At 59.9% G+C, this 16,261-nt stretch carries 17 protein-coding genes; 7 read left to right on the top strand and 10 right to left on the bottom strand.

Going from position 1 to position 16,261, the window contains the following annotated elements:
• The first annotated feature begins 6 nt into the window (after positions 1-6).
• The 3 genes from ACMO9O_RS10040 to ACMO9O_RS10030 are packed head-to-tail and all read left to right on the top strand — an operon-like array spanning position 7 to position 3,982.
• Complete coding sequence (locus ACMO9O_RS10040; RefSeq protein ID WP_418983730.1) at positions 7-1,266, top strand: MFS transporter; 1,260 nt, start codon at positions 7-9, stop codon at positions 1,264-1,266.
• Positions 1,267-1,291: 25 nt separating this feature from the next.
• Entirely contained in the window at positions 1,292-2,665 is a 1,374-nt protein-coding gene (locus tag ACMO9O_RS10035) for an FAD-dependent oxidoreductase (protein ID WP_418983729.1), read from the top strand.
• 12 nt (positions 2,666-2,677) lie between these two features.
• Positions 2,678-3,982 (top strand): histidine-type phosphatase, encoded by a 1,305-nt coding sequence (locus ACMO9O_RS10030; protein ID WP_418983728.1) that lies wholly within the window; start codon positions 2,678-2,680, stop codon positions 3,980-3,982.
• 39 nt (positions 3,983-4,021) lie between these two features.
• Here ACMO9O_RS10030 and ACMO9O_RS10025 read toward each other — a convergent pair whose 3' ends face one another.
• Entirely contained in the window at positions 4,022-4,726 is a 705-nt protein-coding gene (locus ACMO9O_RS10025) for a peroxiredoxin (protein ID WP_418983727.1), read from the bottom strand.
• Positions 4,727-4,840: 114 nt separating this feature from the next.
• Between ACMO9O_RS10025 and ACMO9O_RS10020 the strand changes: the two genes are divergently transcribed.
• Entirely contained in the window at positions 4,841-5,569 is a 729-nt protein-coding gene (locus ACMO9O_RS10020; RefSeq protein ID WP_418983726.1) for a hypothetical protein, read from the top strand.
• 71 nt (positions 5,570-5,640) lie between these two features.
• Here ACMO9O_RS10020 and ACMO9O_RS10015 read toward each other — a convergent pair whose 3' ends face one another.
• The 9 genes from ACMO9O_RS10015 to serC form a co-directional block, all read right to left on the bottom strand.
• Positions 5,641-6,585 (bottom strand): hypothetical protein, encoded by a 945-nt coding sequence (locus tag ACMO9O_RS10015; protein WP_418983725.1) that lies wholly within the window; start codon positions 6,583-6,585, stop codon positions 5,641-5,643.
• A gap of 125 nt (positions 6,586-6,710) precedes the next feature.
• Positions 6,711-7,256, bottom strand: a complete 546-nt coding sequence (locus tag ACMO9O_RS10010; RefSeq protein WP_418983724.1) for a 2-oxoacid:acceptor oxidoreductase family protein — start codon at positions 7,254-7,256, stop codon at positions 6,711-6,713.
• Positions 7,257-7,266: 10 nt separating this feature from the next.
• The gene (locus tag ACMO9O_RS10005; RefSeq protein ID WP_418983723.1) at positions 7,267-8,028 is read right to left on the bottom strand and encodes a thiamine pyrophosphate-dependent enzyme; all 762 of its coding nucleotides are present in this window, start codon (positions 8,026-8,028) and stop codon (positions 7,267-7,269) included.
• 5 nt (positions 8,029-8,033) lie between these two features.
• Complete coding sequence (locus ACMO9O_RS10000) at positions 8,034-9,131, bottom strand: 3-methyl-2-oxobutanoate dehydrogenase subunit VorB (protein WP_418983722.1); 1,098 nt, start codon at positions 9,129-9,131, stop codon at positions 8,034-8,036.
• Between the two features lie 3 nt (positions 9,132-9,134).
• Positions 9,135-9,362, bottom strand: coding sequence for a 4Fe-4S binding protein (locus tag ACMO9O_RS09995; protein ID WP_418983721.1), 228 nt, complete (start codon positions 9,360-9,362; stop codon positions 9,135-9,137).
• A 153-nt stretch (positions 9,363-9,515) separates the two neighbouring features.
• Positions 9,516-9,986, bottom strand: a complete 471-nt coding sequence (locus ACMO9O_RS09990; protein WP_418983720.1) for a DUF805 domain-containing protein — start codon at positions 9,984-9,986, stop codon at positions 9,516-9,518.
• Positions 9,987-10,173: 187 nt separating this feature from the next.
• Positions 10,174-11,415: a DUF1015 domain-containing protein gene (locus ACMO9O_RS09985; protein WP_418983719.1), complete on the bottom strand. Its 1,242-nt coding sequence runs from the start codon at positions 11,413-11,415 to the stop codon at positions 10,174-10,176.
• A gap of 202 nt (positions 11,416-11,617) precedes the next feature.
• The gene (locus ACMO9O_RS09980; protein ID WP_418983718.1) at positions 11,618-12,541 is read right to left on the bottom strand and encodes a 3-phosphoglycerate dehydrogenase; all 924 of its coding nucleotides are present in this window, start codon (positions 12,539-12,541) and stop codon (positions 11,618-11,620) included.
• An 81-nt stretch (positions 12,542-12,622) separates the two neighbouring features.
• Positions 12,623-13,696: a 3-phosphoserine/phosphohydroxythreonine transaminase gene (gene serC, locus ACMO9O_RS09975; RefSeq protein ID WP_418983717.1), complete on the bottom strand. Its 1,074-nt coding sequence runs from the start codon at positions 13,694-13,696 to the stop codon at positions 12,623-12,625.
• 188 nt (positions 13,697-13,884) lie between these two features.
• On the opposite strand from serC, the gene ACMO9O_RS09970 reads away from it, so the two are divergent.
• The 3 genes from ACMO9O_RS09970 to nadD all read left to right on the top strand — a co-directional run bounded on the left by ACMO9O_RS09970 (position 13,885) and on the right by nadD (position 16,261).
• Positions 13,885-14,745 (top strand): YicC/YloC family endoribonuclease, encoded by an 861-nt coding sequence (locus ACMO9O_RS09970; protein ID WP_418983959.1) that lies wholly within the window; start codon positions 13,885-13,887, stop codon positions 14,743-14,745.
• Positions 14,746-14,885: 140 nt separating this feature from the next.
• Positions 14,886-15,455 (top strand): guanylate kinase, encoded by a 570-nt coding sequence (gene gmk / locus ACMO9O_RS09965; protein WP_418983716.1) that lies wholly within the window; start codon positions 14,886-14,888, stop codon positions 15,453-15,455.
• Complete coding sequence (gene nadD, locus ACMO9O_RS09960; RefSeq protein WP_418983715.1) at positions 15,452-16,261, top strand: nicotinate (nicotinamide) nucleotide adenylyltransferase; 810 nt, start codon at positions 15,452-15,454, stop codon at positions 16,259-16,261. The genes gmk and nadD overlap by 4 nt, the downstream gene beginning before the upstream one ends.

Raw genomic sequence — 16,261 nt, 5'->3', positions numbered from 1 at the left:
CGACAAATGAACCTACTGACCAATCCGGAAAAACGGAAATGGGTGATCGTGGTGACGATCTTCATCGCCATCATCTGCAACTACCTCGACCGCCAGCTGCTCTCGATCCTCAAACCGACCATCAAGGCCGCTTTCGAGATCAACGACGACGGTTACGCTTTCATCGTCAACATATTTCTGATCTGCTACGCCATCATGTACCCCATATCGGGCATCCTGGTCGACAAATTCGGGCCCAAAAAGGTCATGTTCTTCGGTATTCTGGCGTGGTCGGCGGCCTGCATCGGCGGCGGCCTCTCGACGAACATGGCGCAGTTCGCCTTCTTCCGCGGCCTGTTGGGGCTGGCCGAGCCGACGATCTTCGCCGGACAGATCGTCGCCGTGACGATCTGGTTCGAGAAGCGGCAGCGGGCCACGGCCAACAGCCTCTGCACCGCAGGCGGCTCGATCGGCACGGTCATCGCTCCGATCGCCATCGCGTGGCTCTCGACGATCTTCCCCTGGAACGACGTTTTCGTGCTCTCCGGAGCCATCGGCATTGCGATCGCGCTGGTCTGGCTGTTGGTCTACACCGTGCCTCCCCGGCAGATTCTGGACAAAACGCTTTCGGAGAGCGCCGCCAACCAGCACCACGGCAAAGCCTTCAGCTGGTTCGGGCTATGGAAGACCCGCACGCTGTGGGGCGTGCTGCTCATCCGCTTCGTCAGCGACCCGGTATGGTATTTCTGCCTCTTCTGGCTGCCGGGCTACCTGCAGGAGGATTCGGGTCTGACGCTGGTTCAGGTGGGCTGGGTCGGCTGGATTCCGTTCCTGTTCGGCGCCGTGGGCGGCGTGCTGACCTCGGCCTGGTCGGACAAGATGGTCCGCCGGGGCATGGAACCCCTCAAGGCCCGCAAGCGCATGATGACGCTCGTCGCCATCGCCGCTCCCCTTTGTATCTTCACGCCCTACTTCAACCAGCTGCCGGGCTACTGGAACGTCACGGCCATCATTGCCTCGTTCAGCCTGATCGCCATCATGTGCCTGAGCTGGCTCTACACGATCTGCGTGGTGATCGCCGAGGCGTTCCCCGTGCGCAACGTCGCCAGCGTGGTGGGCATCACGGCCGGATTCGGCGCCGTGGGCGGGGCCATCTTCAACTACTACGTCGGGCAGCTGCTCAGCACGATGGGCACGTCGCTCTTCCTGGTGATGGGGCTGCTGCACTGGGTGGCCGTACTGATCCTCTGGAAGATGACGCGCCCCGAGGTTCCCGCCGAAGCGTAAAACGAGCACAACAAACCTTAGAACTATGGAAAAGAATATCAAGACCATCCACGAACCGGCCCGCGAGATTCCCGTGCGCGCATCGGTGGACATCCTCGTCGTCGGCGGAGGCCCGTCGGGACTTATGGCCGCGCAGGCCGCAGCGGACGAGGGGCTGAAAGTGATGCTGATCGAAAGCCGCGGCTATCTGGGCGGCAACCTCACGCTCGGGCTTCCGATCCTGGGATTCCTCGGCGAGAAGGGCAACCAGATCATTCAGGGACTTCCCCAGCGCTTCATCGACCGCCTCCGGGAGCGGCATGCCGCCAGCGGCCACCGTCCCTGCAAGCTGCACGTAAGCCTGACGATCATCGATCCCGAAGAGAGCAAGACGCTCGCGTTCCGCCTGATGGAGGAGGCCGGGGTAGAGGTGCTGATGTACGTCTTCTGCACCGACGTTATCAAGGAGGGCGACGCGGTGAAGGGCGTCGTCATCGAGAGCAAGGCCGGACGCGAAGCGATCCTCGCCCGGACCGTCATCGACTGCACGGGCGACGCCGACGTAGCCTACCGGGCCGGCGTCGAGTGCCACAAGGGCGACGCGGAGGGCGGCATGCAGCCGCCGACGCTGATGTTCTCGATGCGCGGCGTGGAGACGCAGCGGCTGCGCGACGCCATCGTCAACCACCCGGAGGTCTACGACATGGACATCATGCCCGCCGAATCGTTCCGCAACGAAAAATTCATCACCGTGGGGCTGCGCAACCAGATCAACCGGGCGCGCGAAGCGGGTATCGACATCCCTGTCGCCCGCACGATCCTCATCACGGGCATGGCCGAGGACGAGATATGGGTCAATATGTCGCGCGTGAACGGCGTCGACCCGACCCTCCCGGAGAGTTATACGAACGGAGAGCTGGAGGCGCGCAAGCAGATTTACCCGATCATGGAGTACCTCAAGGGGTATGTGCCGGGCTTCGAGAACGCCTGGCTCGACCGGACCGCCCCATTCCTCGGCATCCGAGAAAGCCGCGTGACGGTGGGACGGTACGTCCTCACCGCCGACGACATCCTCGCGTGCCGCCGCTTCGACGATGCGATCGCCGTAGCCAGCTATCCCGTCGATTTGCACCACCCCAAAGGCGGCGACTGCACGCTCCAGTACTGCGGCGACTGCTACGACATTCCCTACCGCACGCTCGTACCGGCAAAGGTCGAGAACCTGCTCGTCGCGGGCCGCTGCTCTTCGTTCACCCACGAGGCGATGGCCTCCACGCGCGTCATGTCGACCTGCATGGCTTTGGGCGAGGCCGCCGGGCGCGCCGCCCGCATCGCCCTGCGCACCGGGGTGAAACCCTCCGAAGTCGACGTGGACACACTGCGGTGCGAACTGCGTGAAACGGGAGCCTACCTCCGCTAAAAAGCGACTTCCATGAGAGTGCTCAAACCGATTCTCACGCTGATACTGGCCGCGGTCGTCGGATCGCTCTACGGCCAGAGCGCCCGCGAGCAGATCGCGGCCGATCCCGGCAAGGCGGGCGGGGTCTATTACGTCTACACCTACGACAACCCCGCACGCACGCCTGCGCCCGCGGGTTACGAACCGTTCTACATCAGCCACTACGGCCGCCACGGCTCGCGCTGGCTGCTCCGACCGGCCGAATACACCAAAACGCTTGCGCTCTTCGACAAGGCCGCCGAAGCGGGGGCCCTGTCGGAGTTCGGGCAGGACGTGCACCGCCGCATCCGGCTCGCTTCTCAGGACGCCGAGGGCCGCGTGGGCGACCTCACACCGCTCGGTGCGGAACAGCACTGCCAAATCGCGCAGCGCATGTTCGAATCCTTTCCCGAGGTGTTCCGCGGTGCGGCGCACGTCGACGCCCGCTCGACGATCGTCGTCCGCTGCGTGCTGAGCATGGCGGCTTTCTGCGGCAGGTTGCAGCAGCTCAATCCGGCGCTCGACTTTACGCGCACGGCCAATCTGCGCACGACCCGCATCCTTAATTTCTTCAACACCCAGGCCACCCCCGACCTCGACGAAGCGTACGTCGAACTGACCAAAAGCGCGCGCTGGAAAGCGGCCGAAGGGGCTTTCCGGGCAAGCCGGCTCCACCCCGAGCGTCTCAAGGCACGGCTGTTCTGCGATGCGGAGTATGCCGCCCAGGTGGACGGCGCCCAACTCATGCAGCAGCTCTGGGCCTTCACCGTCAACGAACAGGACACGCGCAACGGCATCCGCTTCGACGACGTGCTGACCCCCGACGAGTTGTATGCCGTTTGGGAGTGCCTCAATTACGGTTATTACCAGCAGCGCGGGCCCGGTGAACTCAACCGCGGATATGCCGCGCACTACGCCACCGTATTGCTCGAAGACATCGTTGCCCGCGCCGACAGCGCGCTGCGGCAGGGCGCACCCGCCGCCGATCTCCGCTTCGGCCACGACGGCAACCTGATGCCGCTCGTCACGCTGATGCGTCTGGAGGGGTGTTACGAAGAGACGGACGATCCGGACCGGATCGCCGAGGTGTGGCAGGATTTCCGCATCTCGCCCATGGCGGCCAACGTGCAGCTGATCTTCTACCGCAAGACGGGTTCGGACGAGGTGCTGGTCAAGCTGCTCCACAACGAGCGGGAGGTCCTGGTTCCGCTCGCCTCGGACACAGCGCCCTATTACCGCTGGGACGATCTGAGGAACTACTTCCGCGAACGGATCGAGCAGGCGAAAGTGCTCGACTGAACCGACGAAAAAGGGACTTCCTTGCGGAAGTCCCTTTTTTCATACCGTCTGCTCGACCCGTCGGCGGAGGCGGTTTTCGACCTCCTCTTTTGGCAGCGGTTTGGTGCAGAAATACCAGTCGTAGCACTTCACCCCCTCGGGCTGCCGCTCCATGTCCCCGCCTTTCATCGGGACGATCACCTCGTCGCCCGGCCGCCAGTCGGCGGGCAGGGAGACGTGCAGGGCGTCGATGGTCTGCAAGCCGGTAAGAATGCGCTTCAGTTCGTCGAAGTTGCGGCCCAGCTGCATCGGATAGTAGACCACGGCGCGGACCTTGGCTTCGGGGTCGATGAAGAAGACGGCGCGCACGGCCGCCGTGCTGCTCGCTCCGGGCTGGATCATGCCGAACTTGCGGGCTACCTCCATTGAAAGGTCGGCGATCAGCGGAAAGTCGATCGCCACCTTTTTGTGGCCCTTGAACTCGATACGGTCATGGATCGACCGCAGCCAGGCCGTGTGGCTGGCGTTCGTGCCGACCGAGAGGCCGAGCAGGCAGCAGTTCATCTGCGCGAACTCCTCCTGCATGGCCCCGAACAGGACGAATTCGGAGGTGCAGATGGGCGTGAAGTCGGACGGGTGGCTGAACAGGATTACCCACCGGCCATTGAAATCCTCGGGAAAGCGGATTTTCCCTTGCGTGGTCTCCGCTTCGAAGGCAGGGGCCTTGTCGCCGATAAGCGGCATCGTCGTGCATTGATTTTCCATAACGGATCGTTTTAACGTTTGCATTCGACACGCAAGGTTGATGCCCCGTCCGCAAACAATCTGCCGAAAAAACGCTATATTTGTTGCAGGCAATCCCTTAAAAAACGCAATATGATGAAAAAGCTGCTTCTTCTGCTCGCCCTCGCCGGACTCTGCGGCACGGCCGCGGCACAGGACCTGATCGTCAAACGGAACGCCGAAACCGTCGAAGGCAAGGTCCTCCGGGTCGGAGGGACCCGGATCGAATACACCCGTGCGGGCGATGCACGCGGTCCGGTCTTCACCCTCTCGACCCACGACGTGGATTACATCAAGTACGGCGACGGCCGCAAAGAGAGCTTCGAACCGGCCTCGACGACCCCGGCGCGCCTGCGCGCCCTGCGCAAGGACAACTTCCCGCACTATCAGGGCGAAGTGGCCGTGGCGTACGGACTGGGCGTGGGCGACATTACCAAGTCGGTCAACACCGACCGGGTGCTTTTCGAAACGGTGCATGGCGTGCGCCTGTCGCCCTATGCGTTCGTCGGCGCAGGCGCCGGGCTGAACTACTTCTACGGATCGAAGGGCGACGAAAAGGGTGCGGGCCTCGTCTCCGCTTTCGCTAACGCCAAAGGCTACTATCCGGTATCACCCTCCACGCACGTCTACCTGTCGCTCGATCTGGGTGCGGCGATCGGCGTATGGGACTATATGAAGGATTGGCGCGACCTCTACGTGGCGGCCGGTCCGGGCGTGACGATCGGCGATCCCGCGAGCCGCATGCGCCTCGATCTGGGCATCCGCTATCAGTACATGGGCAAGGACACCGGGGCAGTGCTGTTCCGCATCGGGTTCGGGTTCTGATGATCGCTTTGCATAAGGCTATCCTGGAACAGGCGTCCTTCGGGACGCCTGTTTTAATATCCGGATGCAATCTATCGATTCTGATTTCTATCCCTTTTGGTATCGAGTTGCAAATCATAAATATGCAAACACAGCGTTCTATGATCGCCGGTTTTATAGACGATTCTGCATGCAATGTCAGAAGGTATGTAATAGTCGTCCGCTACACGGTAATCTATCGTGTATAGTATCTTGTAAGTTTTGGTTTCCCAACCCTCGATGGCCCGGGTGATGTTCCTGCTTTCGACATCGACAAATATTTTCATGGATTCCATGTCCGAATTATCAGCGGAAACAGCCGGGCGGATGATCGTATAAATAGCTTGGTTATTCGCCGAACTTTTCTCTCTCAGGATTTGAATACCCTTGTTGGTAGATATGCCTTTTTTGAAGCAAACGGCTACAAAAGCCTCGTTGACGATCAGTTTGGTTAGGTCGATCGTCGCTTGACTGAGGTTAGCTCGATTGTCCAGATCGGAAACATTTCCCACGATTTCGTATCCGTCGGCGTTTGCCACGGGACGAATATAATATTTGGCCCTCCCTTTTGTAATCTTCGTCGTGTCGTCGTTCTCATGGATTTCAAAACGACAGGCAATCTTTTGATAAGCCTTGCGAATCTTGTACTGATTGATGTTCTGCCAGAAATCTTTCCGCTTGGCACGCGATAAAACGGTGATCGCTTCAATGTCCAATCCGGGCAGGTTCAAGGTGATTTCATCCTGACCGTTATAGATTTGCGCGGTCTCCTTAGCCCCCACATATTCGGCCGATACGGCATCCCCGTCTTTCAATAACCTGCGCGGAATAAGAGCGGTTCCGATAGAATCGGCTGAGGAATAAAATTTTTCGTTGATAAATATGTAAGCAAAAGGCAGATTCAGCCCATCCGATTGGATGTGGACTTTTACAGCTTGTGCATGAATACCTGAACAGCATATACAGCCAAGCAGCAGGCCGAAAAGATACTTTTTCATGGGACAGGTTTCAATCGGTGCAATACCCACGGCCAGAAGCCGGGCATCGGTAAGTATACATGTTCTCTACAACAGAAGCAAAAGCGCCCGGGAAATTCCCGGGCGCCTCTCGATCTGCAATTATGTCAGCGAATCTTCCGGATAATCTCCCCGCCGTGGCGGATCGCCTTCTCGTTCTCGGGCAGCATCTTCCAGGCGCGTTCGGGAAGCGACTTCTTCAGGCCGACCAGCACATTCTCCATCTCGACGACGGGGCATACCTTCAGGTAGCCGCCCAGAATCATCGTGTTGAAGAGTTTGGCCTGTCCCATCTTCGCACACTCGGCCGTGGCATCGATCGCGTAGACCGAAATATCCTCGCGCACGGGATGGCGCGTGATGCCGTTCGTGTCGTAGATCAGCACGCCGCCCGGCCGGATCATCGGCTCAAACTTCTCCATCGACTGCTGGTTCAGAATGATCGCCGTGTCGAACTCGTGTGCGATGGGCGACGAAATCTTCCGGTCGGAAAGGATCACCGTCACGTTCGCCGTACCGCCGCGCATCTCGGGACCGTAAGAGGGCATCCACGTGACCTCGAAATCCTGCATGACGCCCGAGTAAGCCAGTATCTTACCCATCGAAAGGACACCCTGTCCTCCGAATCCTGCAATAATCAACGTTTCTTTCATCTCTGTCCTCTTATTTTACGTCCTTGATATCGCCCAGCGGATAGAAGGGCAGCATGTTCTTCTCGAGCCACTCGTTCGAAGCCACGGGCGAGAGTTTCCAGCCGCTGTTGCAGGTCGATACGACCTCCACCAGCGAGAAGCCCTTGCCGGCCATCGAGTTCTCGAACGCCTTGCGGATCGCCCGCTTGCACTTGCGCACGTTGGCGGCGTTGTGCACGCTCTGGCGCGTGATGTAGGTCGCTCCGTCGAGGTGGGCCATCATCTCGGCGATCTTGTAGGGATAGCCGTTCAGCCGCGGATCGCGCCCGTAGGGGGTCGTGGCGGTCTTCATGCCCAGCAGGGTAGTCGGGGCCATCTGACCGCCGGTCATGCCGTAGATGGCGTTGTTGATGTAGATCGCCACCACATTCTCGCCGCGGGCCGCCGCATGGATCGACTCGGCCGTACCGATGGCCGACAGGTCGCCGTCGCCCTGGTAGGTGAAGACCATATTGCCCGGATAGAGCCTTTTGACCGCCGTAGCCACCGCCAACGCGCGTCCGTGCGCAGCCTCGATCCAGTCGATGTCGATGTAGTTGTAGGCGAACACCGAACAGCCCACGGGCGAAACACCCACGGTCTTGTCGGCAAGCCCCATCTCCTCGACGACCTCGGCGATGAGTTTATGCACCGTACCGTGGCTGCAACCGGGGCAGTAGTGCATGACGTTATCGGTAATGAGCTTCGGTTTTGCGTAAACCAGATTCTCCTGTTTGATTTCAACCTCTGCCATAGTCTTTACTTTTTATCGATCAGTTTTTCCTTGAGCGCCGCGAGCACTTCGTCGGGCGCGAAGAGCATGCCTCCCTGACGGCCGTAATGCGCGACGGGAGCCGCTCCGTTGACGGCCAGTCGGACGTCCTCGACCATCTGCCCGGCGTTCAGCTCGGCCGAAAGGAAGCCCTTGACGCCGCGTGCCGCAAGCTGGGCGATCTGCTTGGTCGGGAAGGGGTAGAGCGTGATGGGACGCAGCAGACCGACCTTCAGCCCTTCGGCGCGCGCCATCTCGACCGTGGCCGAGCAGATGCGGGCCGACGAGCCGAACGCCACGATCACGTAGTCCGCATCGTCGCAGTCGACCGCTTCGAAGCGCACTTCGTTCTCCTCCATCGCCTTGTACTTGGCCTGCAGGCGCTGGTTGATGATCTCCATCTTCTCGGACTGCAATTCGAGCGACGTTACGATGTTCCGCTCGCGGTCGGCCGGCTTGCCGTAGGTGGCCCAGGTGCGGCACTCGGCGGCGATCTCGGCGTCGGTCTTGCGGGGACGCTGCGGCGCCAGGACCACTTTCTCCATCATCTGACCGATCGCACCGTCGGCGAGGATCATCGCAGGGTTGCGGTATTTGAAAGCCAGGTCGAACGCCTCGAACACATGGTCGTGCATCTCCTGCACGGAGTTGGGCGCGAAAACGATCAGGTGGTAGTCGCCGTGGCCGCCGCCTTTGCACGCCTGGAAATAGTCGCCCTGCGAAGGCTGGATCGTACCCAGACCCGGACCGCCGCGCTGGCAGTTGATTATCAGGCAGGGCAGCTCCGCGCCGGCCAGGTAGCTGATCCCCTCGGCCATGAGCGAAATGCCGGGGCTGGACGAGGAGGTCATCACCCGTTTTCCGGTCGAAGCGCCGCCGTAGACCATGTTGATCGAAGAGATCTCCGATTCAGCCTGCAAGACGACCATGCCCGTGGTCTCCCACGGTTTGAGTTCCATGAGCGTCTCCATCACCTCCGACTGGGGCGTGATGGGGTAGCCGAAATACCCGTCGCAACCGTATCGGATCGCAGCATGGGCGATCACCTCGTTGCCCTTCATCAATTTTACCTCTTTCTCTGCCATAGCCTATTCGAATTTTTGACGATAAACCGTGATGACACTGTCGGGGCAGATCACCGCACACGAAGCACAGCCCGTGCAGGCATCGGGATTGACCATCTGAGCCACGGGATAACCCTTGCCGTTCACCTCTGCCGACAGGTTCAGCACATCGCACGGACACGAGGACACACAGACCCCGCACCCTTTGCAGCGCTCCCGGTCGACAACGATTGTTCCTTTGATTTTAGCCATAACGCCATAGTTAATGTAAGTTCCTTACAAATATACAAAAAAATCGCTGAAAAACTAATTATCCGGGAGAAATCTTTCCGCTCCGGTAACGGATAAGAACAAACGAGTCCGGACCGCCCGGGTCCGAACTCGCTGCAAACAAAACTTTTCGGCCTACGCTTCGGCCTTGGGATCGGGTCCGTATTTATTTTCCCCTTCGGTTCCCGCCGTGCAGTACCAAACGAGGAAGAGAATACCCCATACGAGGAAACCGACACCGCCGACGCCCAGAAGCAGCAGGAAGATCGTCGACGTCGAAGCGCCGCCCCCGCTGATGAATGCGCCCAGTCCGAACACGAAAAGTAAAACGATCCACAGCACATAGGCGAGCAGCATCCAGAGCAGCCGCATGCCGCTGCGGTTGGTGTCGTGCAGGCGGCGCACCTGAACGGCGAGGCTCGGCAGGATCAGGAACAGTCCGAGCAATCCGTAGAATATGTGCCGCGTGCTTCCGACGAGCGCGTCGAGGAGCGTCGCCACCAACATGAAGATCGCTGAGAACAGCACGAAATACCAGTACTCGGCACGGCGTGCGCGCCCTTTGAAGTTGACGTAGTTCTTGATACATTTTACAAACCATTTCATAGCTCCTGATTTTAAGGGGTTGAGATTGGATCAAAGTTAGCAATTTCTCGGATCAAATCTTATATTCCGGCCGAAAAACGTGCCGAAAGACCCGAAAAAACGGTTCCAAAGCATAATGCCCGAAACAAAACACGGCACGGAGGGGAAAATAACGAATTCCCCGCCGTGCCATGCCGTGAGGCGCCGCCTATTCGAAGGAGTGGATCACCACGCCCGATCGGAGTTTGGGTTCGAACCACGTCGTCTTCGGGGGCATGATGTTGCCCGTGTCGGCGATGTTGATGAGCTGCTGCATCGAGACGGGGTAGAGGGCGAACGCCGCCTTCATCTCGCCGCTGTCCACGCGCCGCTTCAGCTCGCCCAGGCCGCGGATGCCGCCCACAAAGTCGATTCGCTTTGAGGTACGCAGGTCCTTGATGTCCAAAATCTTGTCCAGCACCAGATTCGACAGCACCGTAACGTCCAGCACCCCGATCGGGTCGTTGTCGTCGTACGTGCCGGGCTTGGCCGTCAGGCTCCACCAATGTCCGTCGAGATACATCGAGAAGTTGTGCAGCCCCGTCGGACGGTACTCCTCCGTGCCCTTGTCCTCGACGGTGAAGCTCTCGCGGAGTTTCTCGACCAGCTGGGCGGGGGTCAACCCGTTCAGGTCGCGGACCACGCGGTTGTAGTCGATGATGCGCAGCTGGTTGGCGGGGAAGGTCACCGCGAGGAAGTAGCAGTACTCCTCCTCGCCCGTGTGGTTCGGGTTCTTGGCCTTGCACTCCTGTCCCACGCGTGCGGCGGCGGCGGTGCGGTGGTGGCCGTCGGCCACGTAAAGCGCCGGGATGCCGGCGAAAATCTCCGTGATGCGGTCGTTGGTCCGCTTGTCGCGGATGACCCAGAGCTGATGGCCGAAGCCGTCCTCGGCCGTGAAGTCGTACTCCGGCGCATTGTTCTTCACCACGTCGGCGACGATGGCGTCGATCTCCGCATTGTCGGGGTAGGCGAAGAACACCGGTTCGATGTTGGCCTGCTGGTTGCGGACGTGGATCATGCGGTCCTCCTCCTTGTCGGGCCGCGTCAGTTCGTGCTTCTTGATGGCGCCCGCGAGGTAGTCCTCGAAGTGGCAGCACATCGTCAGACCGTACTGCGTGCGGCCGTCCATCGTCTGCGCATAAATATAGTAGTACTCCTCGGGGTCCTGCTGCAGCCACCCCTCCCTGCGCCACCTGCGGAAATTCTCCACGGCCTTGTCATAGACCTGCTGCGAATGTTCGTCGGCGATGGGATCGAAATCGATCTCGGGTTTGATGATATGCAGCAGCGAACGCTCGGTGGCTTCGGCCTTGGCTTCGGCCGAGTTCAGCACGTCGTACGGACGCGACGCCACTTCGGAGGCGTACTCCTTCGGGGGGCGTATCCCGCGGAAAGGTTTGATTCTTACCATGAATTAAGACATTATAAAGCGATGAGTATTCTTTGTACCACCTCCGCTTTTAGAACATCCCGCTCGCGGCCCCGGGCCGGGTTCGACGGTCAGGCCTTTCCAGGGAAAGGCTTTCCGGCTCGGCAAGCCTTGCGTTTTCGGGGATGGCACATCAATACGATGCGGCGGGGCAGGAAGCACCCGCCCCGCCGCATCGGTGAGACTACTTGTTGACCTGGAAACGGGTCGTACCGTTTTTGAAGAAGTCCACGATCTGACTGGCGGCGGCCAACCCTGCATTGATATTGGCCTCGGCGGTCTCCGCGCCCATCTTCTTCGCCGTGGCGAAGACCCGTTTGCCGAACTGCTCGTCCAGCTCCGCCTGGTTGGCAGGGGCGATGTCGGTGATGTACTTCAGATCCTCGCGTTCGGCCAGCGCCCGGCGCAGCCCCTCCTCGTCGATCACCTCCTTGCGGGCGGTGTTGACCAGCGTCGCCCCCTTGGGCATCGACATCAGCAGCTCATAGCCGATCGAACCCTTCGTCTCGGCCGTGGCCGGAATGTGCAGCGACAGGTAGTCGGAACGCTTGTAAAGCTCCGCCACGGAGGCGACCGTCTCCACGCCGTCGGCCTCGAAAACGGCTGCGTCGGTGATGAACGGATCGTACGCCAGCACTTTCATGCCCATGGCCCTGCCCTTGCGGCCGACCAGCTTGCCCACGTTGCCGTAAGCGTGGATGCCGAGGGTCTTGCCCTGAATCTCGGAACCCGTACCGGGTGTGAAGCGGTTGCGGGCCATGAAGATCATCATGGCGATGGCCAGCTCGGCCACGGCGTTGGAGTTCTGACCCGGGGTATTCATCACCACGATTCCGCGCGCCGTGGCGGCCGCGAGGTCCACGTTGTCGTAACCCGCTCCGGCCCGCACGACGATCTTGAGGTTCTTCGCCGCGGCGATGACCTCGGCGGTCACCTTGTCGCTGCGGATAATCAGCGCATCGGCGTCGGCGACGGCCTCGAGCAGCTGCGCCTTGTCGGTATATTTCTCGAGCAGGGAGAGTTCATAGCCCGCCCCTTCCACGATTCCGCGGATTCCGTCGACAGCCTTTTTGGCAAAAGGCTTCTCGGTTGCAACCAGTATTTTCATAGTATCGACCAATGAGGTGAAATAAATCTCTTTCTCTTTTTTCACTTCCCGCATGTAGGGGACGATGGTGGGGCACATGGCCTACTTCGCATGCTCCTTTTCGAACTCCTGCATGCAGGCCACGAGCGCCTCGACGCTCTCCCGGGGCAGGGCGTTGTAGCACGATGCGCGGAATCCGCCCACCAGCCGGTGGCCCTTGATGCCCACCATGCCGCGGCTCTTGGCGAACTCGAGGAACTCGGGAGCCAGCTCCTCGTATCCCTCCTCCATCACGAAGCAGATATTCATCAGCGAACGGTCCTCCTTGGCGACCGTACCGCGGAAGAGCGGGTTGCGGTCGATCTCGGCATAGAGCAGGGCGGCCTTCTCCCGGTTGCGGCGGTAAATCTCCTCGACACCGCCGATCGACTTGAGCCAGCGCAGCGTCTCCATCAGCACGTAAATGGGGAAGACGGGCGGGGTGTTGTACATGGAGTTGTTCTCCACGTGGGTGCGGAACGACACCATCGACGGCAGGTCGCGCACCTGCTTGTCGAGCATGTCCTCGCGGATGATGGCGAAGACCACGCCCGCCGGAGCCAGGTTCTTCTGCGCACCGCCGTAGATCATGGCGTACTTCGAAATGTCGACCGGACGCGACAGGATGTCGGACGACATGTCGGCGACGAGAGGCACGGGCGACGAAAGGTCCTCGTGGTATTCCGTACCGTAGATGGTGTTGTTGGTGGTGATATGGAGGTAGTCGAGATCCTCGGGGATGGCGAAGCCCTTGGGAATGTAGGTGAAGTTTTTATCCTCGGAGGTGGCCAGCACTTCGATTTCGCCGTAGCGTTTGGCCTCCTTGATGGCCTTCTTCGACCAGACGCCCGTATTCACATAGCCCGCCTTCTTTGCCAGGAAATTGGCCGGAACCTCGTAGAAGAGCGTGCTCGCGCCGCCGCCGACGTAGAAAATCTTGTAGTTGTCGGGGATGTTGAGCAGTTCGCGGAACAGGGCGTCGGCCTCGGCCACGACCGCTTCGAAATCCTTGGTTCGGTGCGAGATCGAAAGCAGCGAGAGACCCGATCCGTTGAAATCGACGATCGCCCGGGCGGCCCGCTCGATAACCTCCTGCGGCAGGATGGAGGGTCCTGCATTGAAATTGTGCTTTTTCATAATGATCTGATAGGTGAATTAGACGTTTCCGTTTCTATCTGTTAGCTTGCTAACACAAATATATATAAAATATTTCTTCCCGAGCAACACTTCGCCAAATAAATTTCACTCCCTGAACGGATCGCTCGGCATTTTGAATAGTTTTTATTATTTTTGCCGAAATAAAACCCCGCATCATGGTCAAATCGATGACGGGCTTCGGCAAGGCCGAGGCCGCGCTTCCCAATAAGAAGATCACCGTCGAGATCCGCTCACTCAACTCCAAACAGCTGGACCTCAACCTCCGCCTGCCGGGCGTCTACCGGCAGGCGGAATACGAAATCCGCAACCTGATCGCCCGCGCGGTCGAGCGCGGCAAGGTCGACGTCTTCGTGACGATCGAGTCGCAGGCCGTGCAGACCGCCGCGCGCATCAACCGCGAGGCGTTCCGCGAATACCTCCGTCAGATGAACGACGCACTCTCGTTCTCGGGCATCGACGCCGACTACGACGCTTTGGTTCCCTGCATCATGCGGCTTCCCGACGTGGTGTCGACCGATGCGGAGACGATCTCCGACGAGGAGCACGCCGCGCTGCTGTCGGCCGTCGAGCGGGCCGCCGCGGAGCTGGACGCATTCCGCACGCAGGAGGGGGCGATTCTGATCGCCGACCTGCTGCAACGCGTGGACAAGATCGAAGCCTGCCTGCGGGAGGTCGAACCCTATGAAAAGACGCGCGTCGAAACCGTCAAGGCCCGTATTCTGGAGGGGCTTGCACAGCTGAAAGTCGATGTGGACCGCAACCGGCTCGAGCAGGAGATGATCTTCTACCTCGAAAAGCTGGACATCACCGAGGAGAAGGTGCGGCTGAAGAACCACTGCAACTATTTCCGCGAAGTGGCCGCCGCGGAGCAGGCCGCGGGCCGCAAGCTGGGTTTCATTGCCCAGGAGATGGGCCGCGAGATCAACACGCTCGGCTCGAAGGCCAACCAGGCGGACATCCAGGTTTTGGTCATCCAGATGAAGGACGAGCTGGAAAAGATCAAGGAACAGGTTCTGAACATTCTGTAGGACAGAATGTTCAATTAAAAATTAAGAATTTAGAATTAAAAATTATATAAAATATAAATTAGATTGCGTGTCACACAGCCGATGCAAGCGCAAAAAAACAATTCTTAATTCTTAATTGTTAATTCTTAATTTATACTTTTATGGGTAAAGTAGTCATCTTCTCCGCGCCGAGCGGATCGGGCAAGACCACCATCGTGCGGGCGCTGCTGGAGCGCTTTCCGCAGTTCGAGTTCTCGGTATCGGCCACCAGCCGTGCCCCGCGCGGCTGCGAACGCGACGGGGTGGACTATCACTTCTTCACCCACGCGGACTTCATGCAGGCCGTCTCCGAGAACCGCTTCGTGGAGTGGGAGGAGGTCTACAAGGGAACCTGCTACGGCACGCTGCGCAGCGAGGTCGAACGCATCTGGGCCAAAGGGCACGTCATCGTCTTCGATGTGGACGTGATCGGCGGCATCAACCTCAAGCGCATCTTCGGCTCCGACGCCTGCTCGATCTTCGTCATGCCCCCCTCGGTCGAAGAATTGCGCCATCGTCTCGAAGGGCGCGGCACGGACGCACCGGAGGTCATCGACCGCCGCGTGGCCAAGGCCGAGTTCGAACTGACCAAAGCGCCCGAGTTCGATCATGTGGTGGTGAACGACGATCTGGACGAGGCCGTCGAGCAGACCGTGCGCATCCTCGACACCTTTACCGGTCCGCTCCGATGAAACGCATGATGCTCTATTTCGGGTCGTTCAACCCGGTGCACAAGGGCCACATCGCCCTTGCGGAGTACGTGGTGGAGCGCGGGCTGTGCGACGAGGCGGCCCTCGTCGTCTCCCCGCAAAGTCCCTACAAGCCCGCGGCCGGGCTGGCCCCGGAGATGGACCGGTTCGAGATGGCTGAAATCGCCTGCAAGGCTTCGAAATACCCCGAAAAGATCCGGCCCTCGGTCATCGAGTTCATGCTGCCCAAACCCTCCTACACGATCGACACGCTGCGCTATCTGGAGGAGAATTTCGGTACGGACATGCGTTTCTCGATCCTGATGGGCAGCGACCAGATAGAGGGTCTCGACGGCTGGAAGGAGTACGAAAAAATCCTGGAATACCCCGTCTACGTCTATCCGCGGCGCGGGGAAACGTCGCGCAAATTCGCCGACCGCACCACGCTGCTCGCCGACGCACCGTTGCAGGAGTTCTCCGCCACGCAGGTACGCGAACGTATCGAACGGGGCGAAGACGCCTCGCAGCTGATCGACAGCGGGGTGGCGGAGTACATCCACCGCAAGAGGCTCTGGAGCCCCGCATCGCGCATCGCGGCCCTCGCGGCGCAGATCGCCGCCGAGCCGGAGAACACCGCACTCTACCTCGAAAGGGGCAAGCTCCACTACCGGCTAAACGAGTGGGGCGCTGCCCTGAACGACTTCAACCGTATTCTTGCGCTCGACGACGCGCACGCCGAGGCGCGGCAGCTGGCCGGCATGGTGCGCGAGATACTCGAATTTCGATACAAAGACATCTACAACCCCTGA

Source organism: Alistipes sp. (assembly GCF_048465635.1).
Taxonomy (GTDB): Bacteria; Bacteroidota; Bacteroidia; order Bacteroidales; family Rikenellaceae; genus Alistipes.
This window is presented reverse-complemented; position numbering and strand designations above follow the sequence as displayed.

Bases quoted from the DNA above. Each gene is read 5' to 3' on its own strand.
- nadD (WP_418983715.1), top strand. From the start codon at position 15,452: ATGAAACGCATGATGCTCTATTTCGGGTCGTTCAACCCGGTGCACAAG.
- ACMO9O_RS09970 (WP_418983959.1), top strand. From the start codon at position 13,885: ATGACGGGCTTCGGCAAGGCCGAGGCCGCGCTTCCCAATAAGAAGATC.
- serC (WP_418983717.1), bottom strand. From the start codon at position 13,696: ATGAAAAAGCACAATTTCAATGCAGGACCCTCCATCCTGCCGCAGGAG.
- ACMO9O_RS10040 (WP_418983730.1), top strand. From the start codon at position 7: ATGAACCTACTGACCAATCCGGAAAAACGGAAATGGGTGATCGTGGTG.
- ACMO9O_RS09985 (WP_418983719.1), bottom strand. From the start codon at position 11,415: ATGGTAAGAATCAAACCTTTCCGCGGGATACGCCCCCCGAAGGAGTAC.
- ACMO9O_RS10000 (WP_418983722.1), bottom strand. From the start codon at position 9,131: ATGGCAGAGAAAGAGGTAAAATTGATGAAGGGCAACGAGGTGATCGCC.
- ACMO9O_RS10010 (WP_418983724.1), bottom strand. From the start codon at position 7,256: ATGAAAGAAACGTTGATTATTGCAGGATTCGGAGGACAGGGTGTCCTT.
- gmk (WP_418983716.1), top strand. From the start codon at position 14,886: ATGGGTAAAGTAGTCATCTTCTCCGCGCCGAGCGGATCGGGCAAGACC.
- ACMO9O_RS10015 (WP_418983725.1), bottom strand. From the start codon at position 6,585: ATGAAAAAGTATCTTTTCGGCCTGCTGCTTGGCTGTATATGCTGTTCA.
- ACMO9O_RS09990 (WP_418983720.1), bottom strand. From the start codon at position 9,986: ATGAAATGGTTTGTAAAATGTATCAAGAACTACGTCAACTTCAAAGGG.
- ACMO9O_RS10005 (WP_418983723.1), bottom strand. From the start codon at position 8,028: ATGGCAGAGGTTGAAATCAAACAGGAGAATCTGGTTTACGCAAAACCG.
- ACMO9O_RS10035 (WP_418983729.1), top strand. From the start codon at position 1,292: ATGGAAAAGAATATCAAGACCATCCACGAACCGGCCCGCGAGATTCCC.
- ACMO9O_RS10020 (WP_418983726.1), top strand. From the start codon at position 4,841: ATGAAAAAGCTGCTTCTTCTGCTCGCCCTCGCCGGACTCTGCGGCACG.
- ACMO9O_RS09980 (WP_418983718.1), bottom strand. From the start codon at position 12,541: ATGAAAATACTGGTTGCAACCGAGAAGCCTTTTGCCAAAAAGGCTGTC.
- ACMO9O_RS10030 (WP_418983728.1), top strand. From the start codon at position 2,678: ATGAGAGTGCTCAAACCGATTCTCACGCTGATACTGGCCGCGGTCGTC.
- ACMO9O_RS09995 (WP_418983721.1), bottom strand. From the start codon at position 9,362: ATGGCTAAAATCAAAGGAACAATCGTTGTCGACCGGGAGCGCTGCAAA.
- ACMO9O_RS10025 (WP_418983727.1), bottom strand. From the start codon at position 4,726: ATGGAAAATCAATGCACGACGATGCCGCTTATCGGCGACAAGGCCCCT.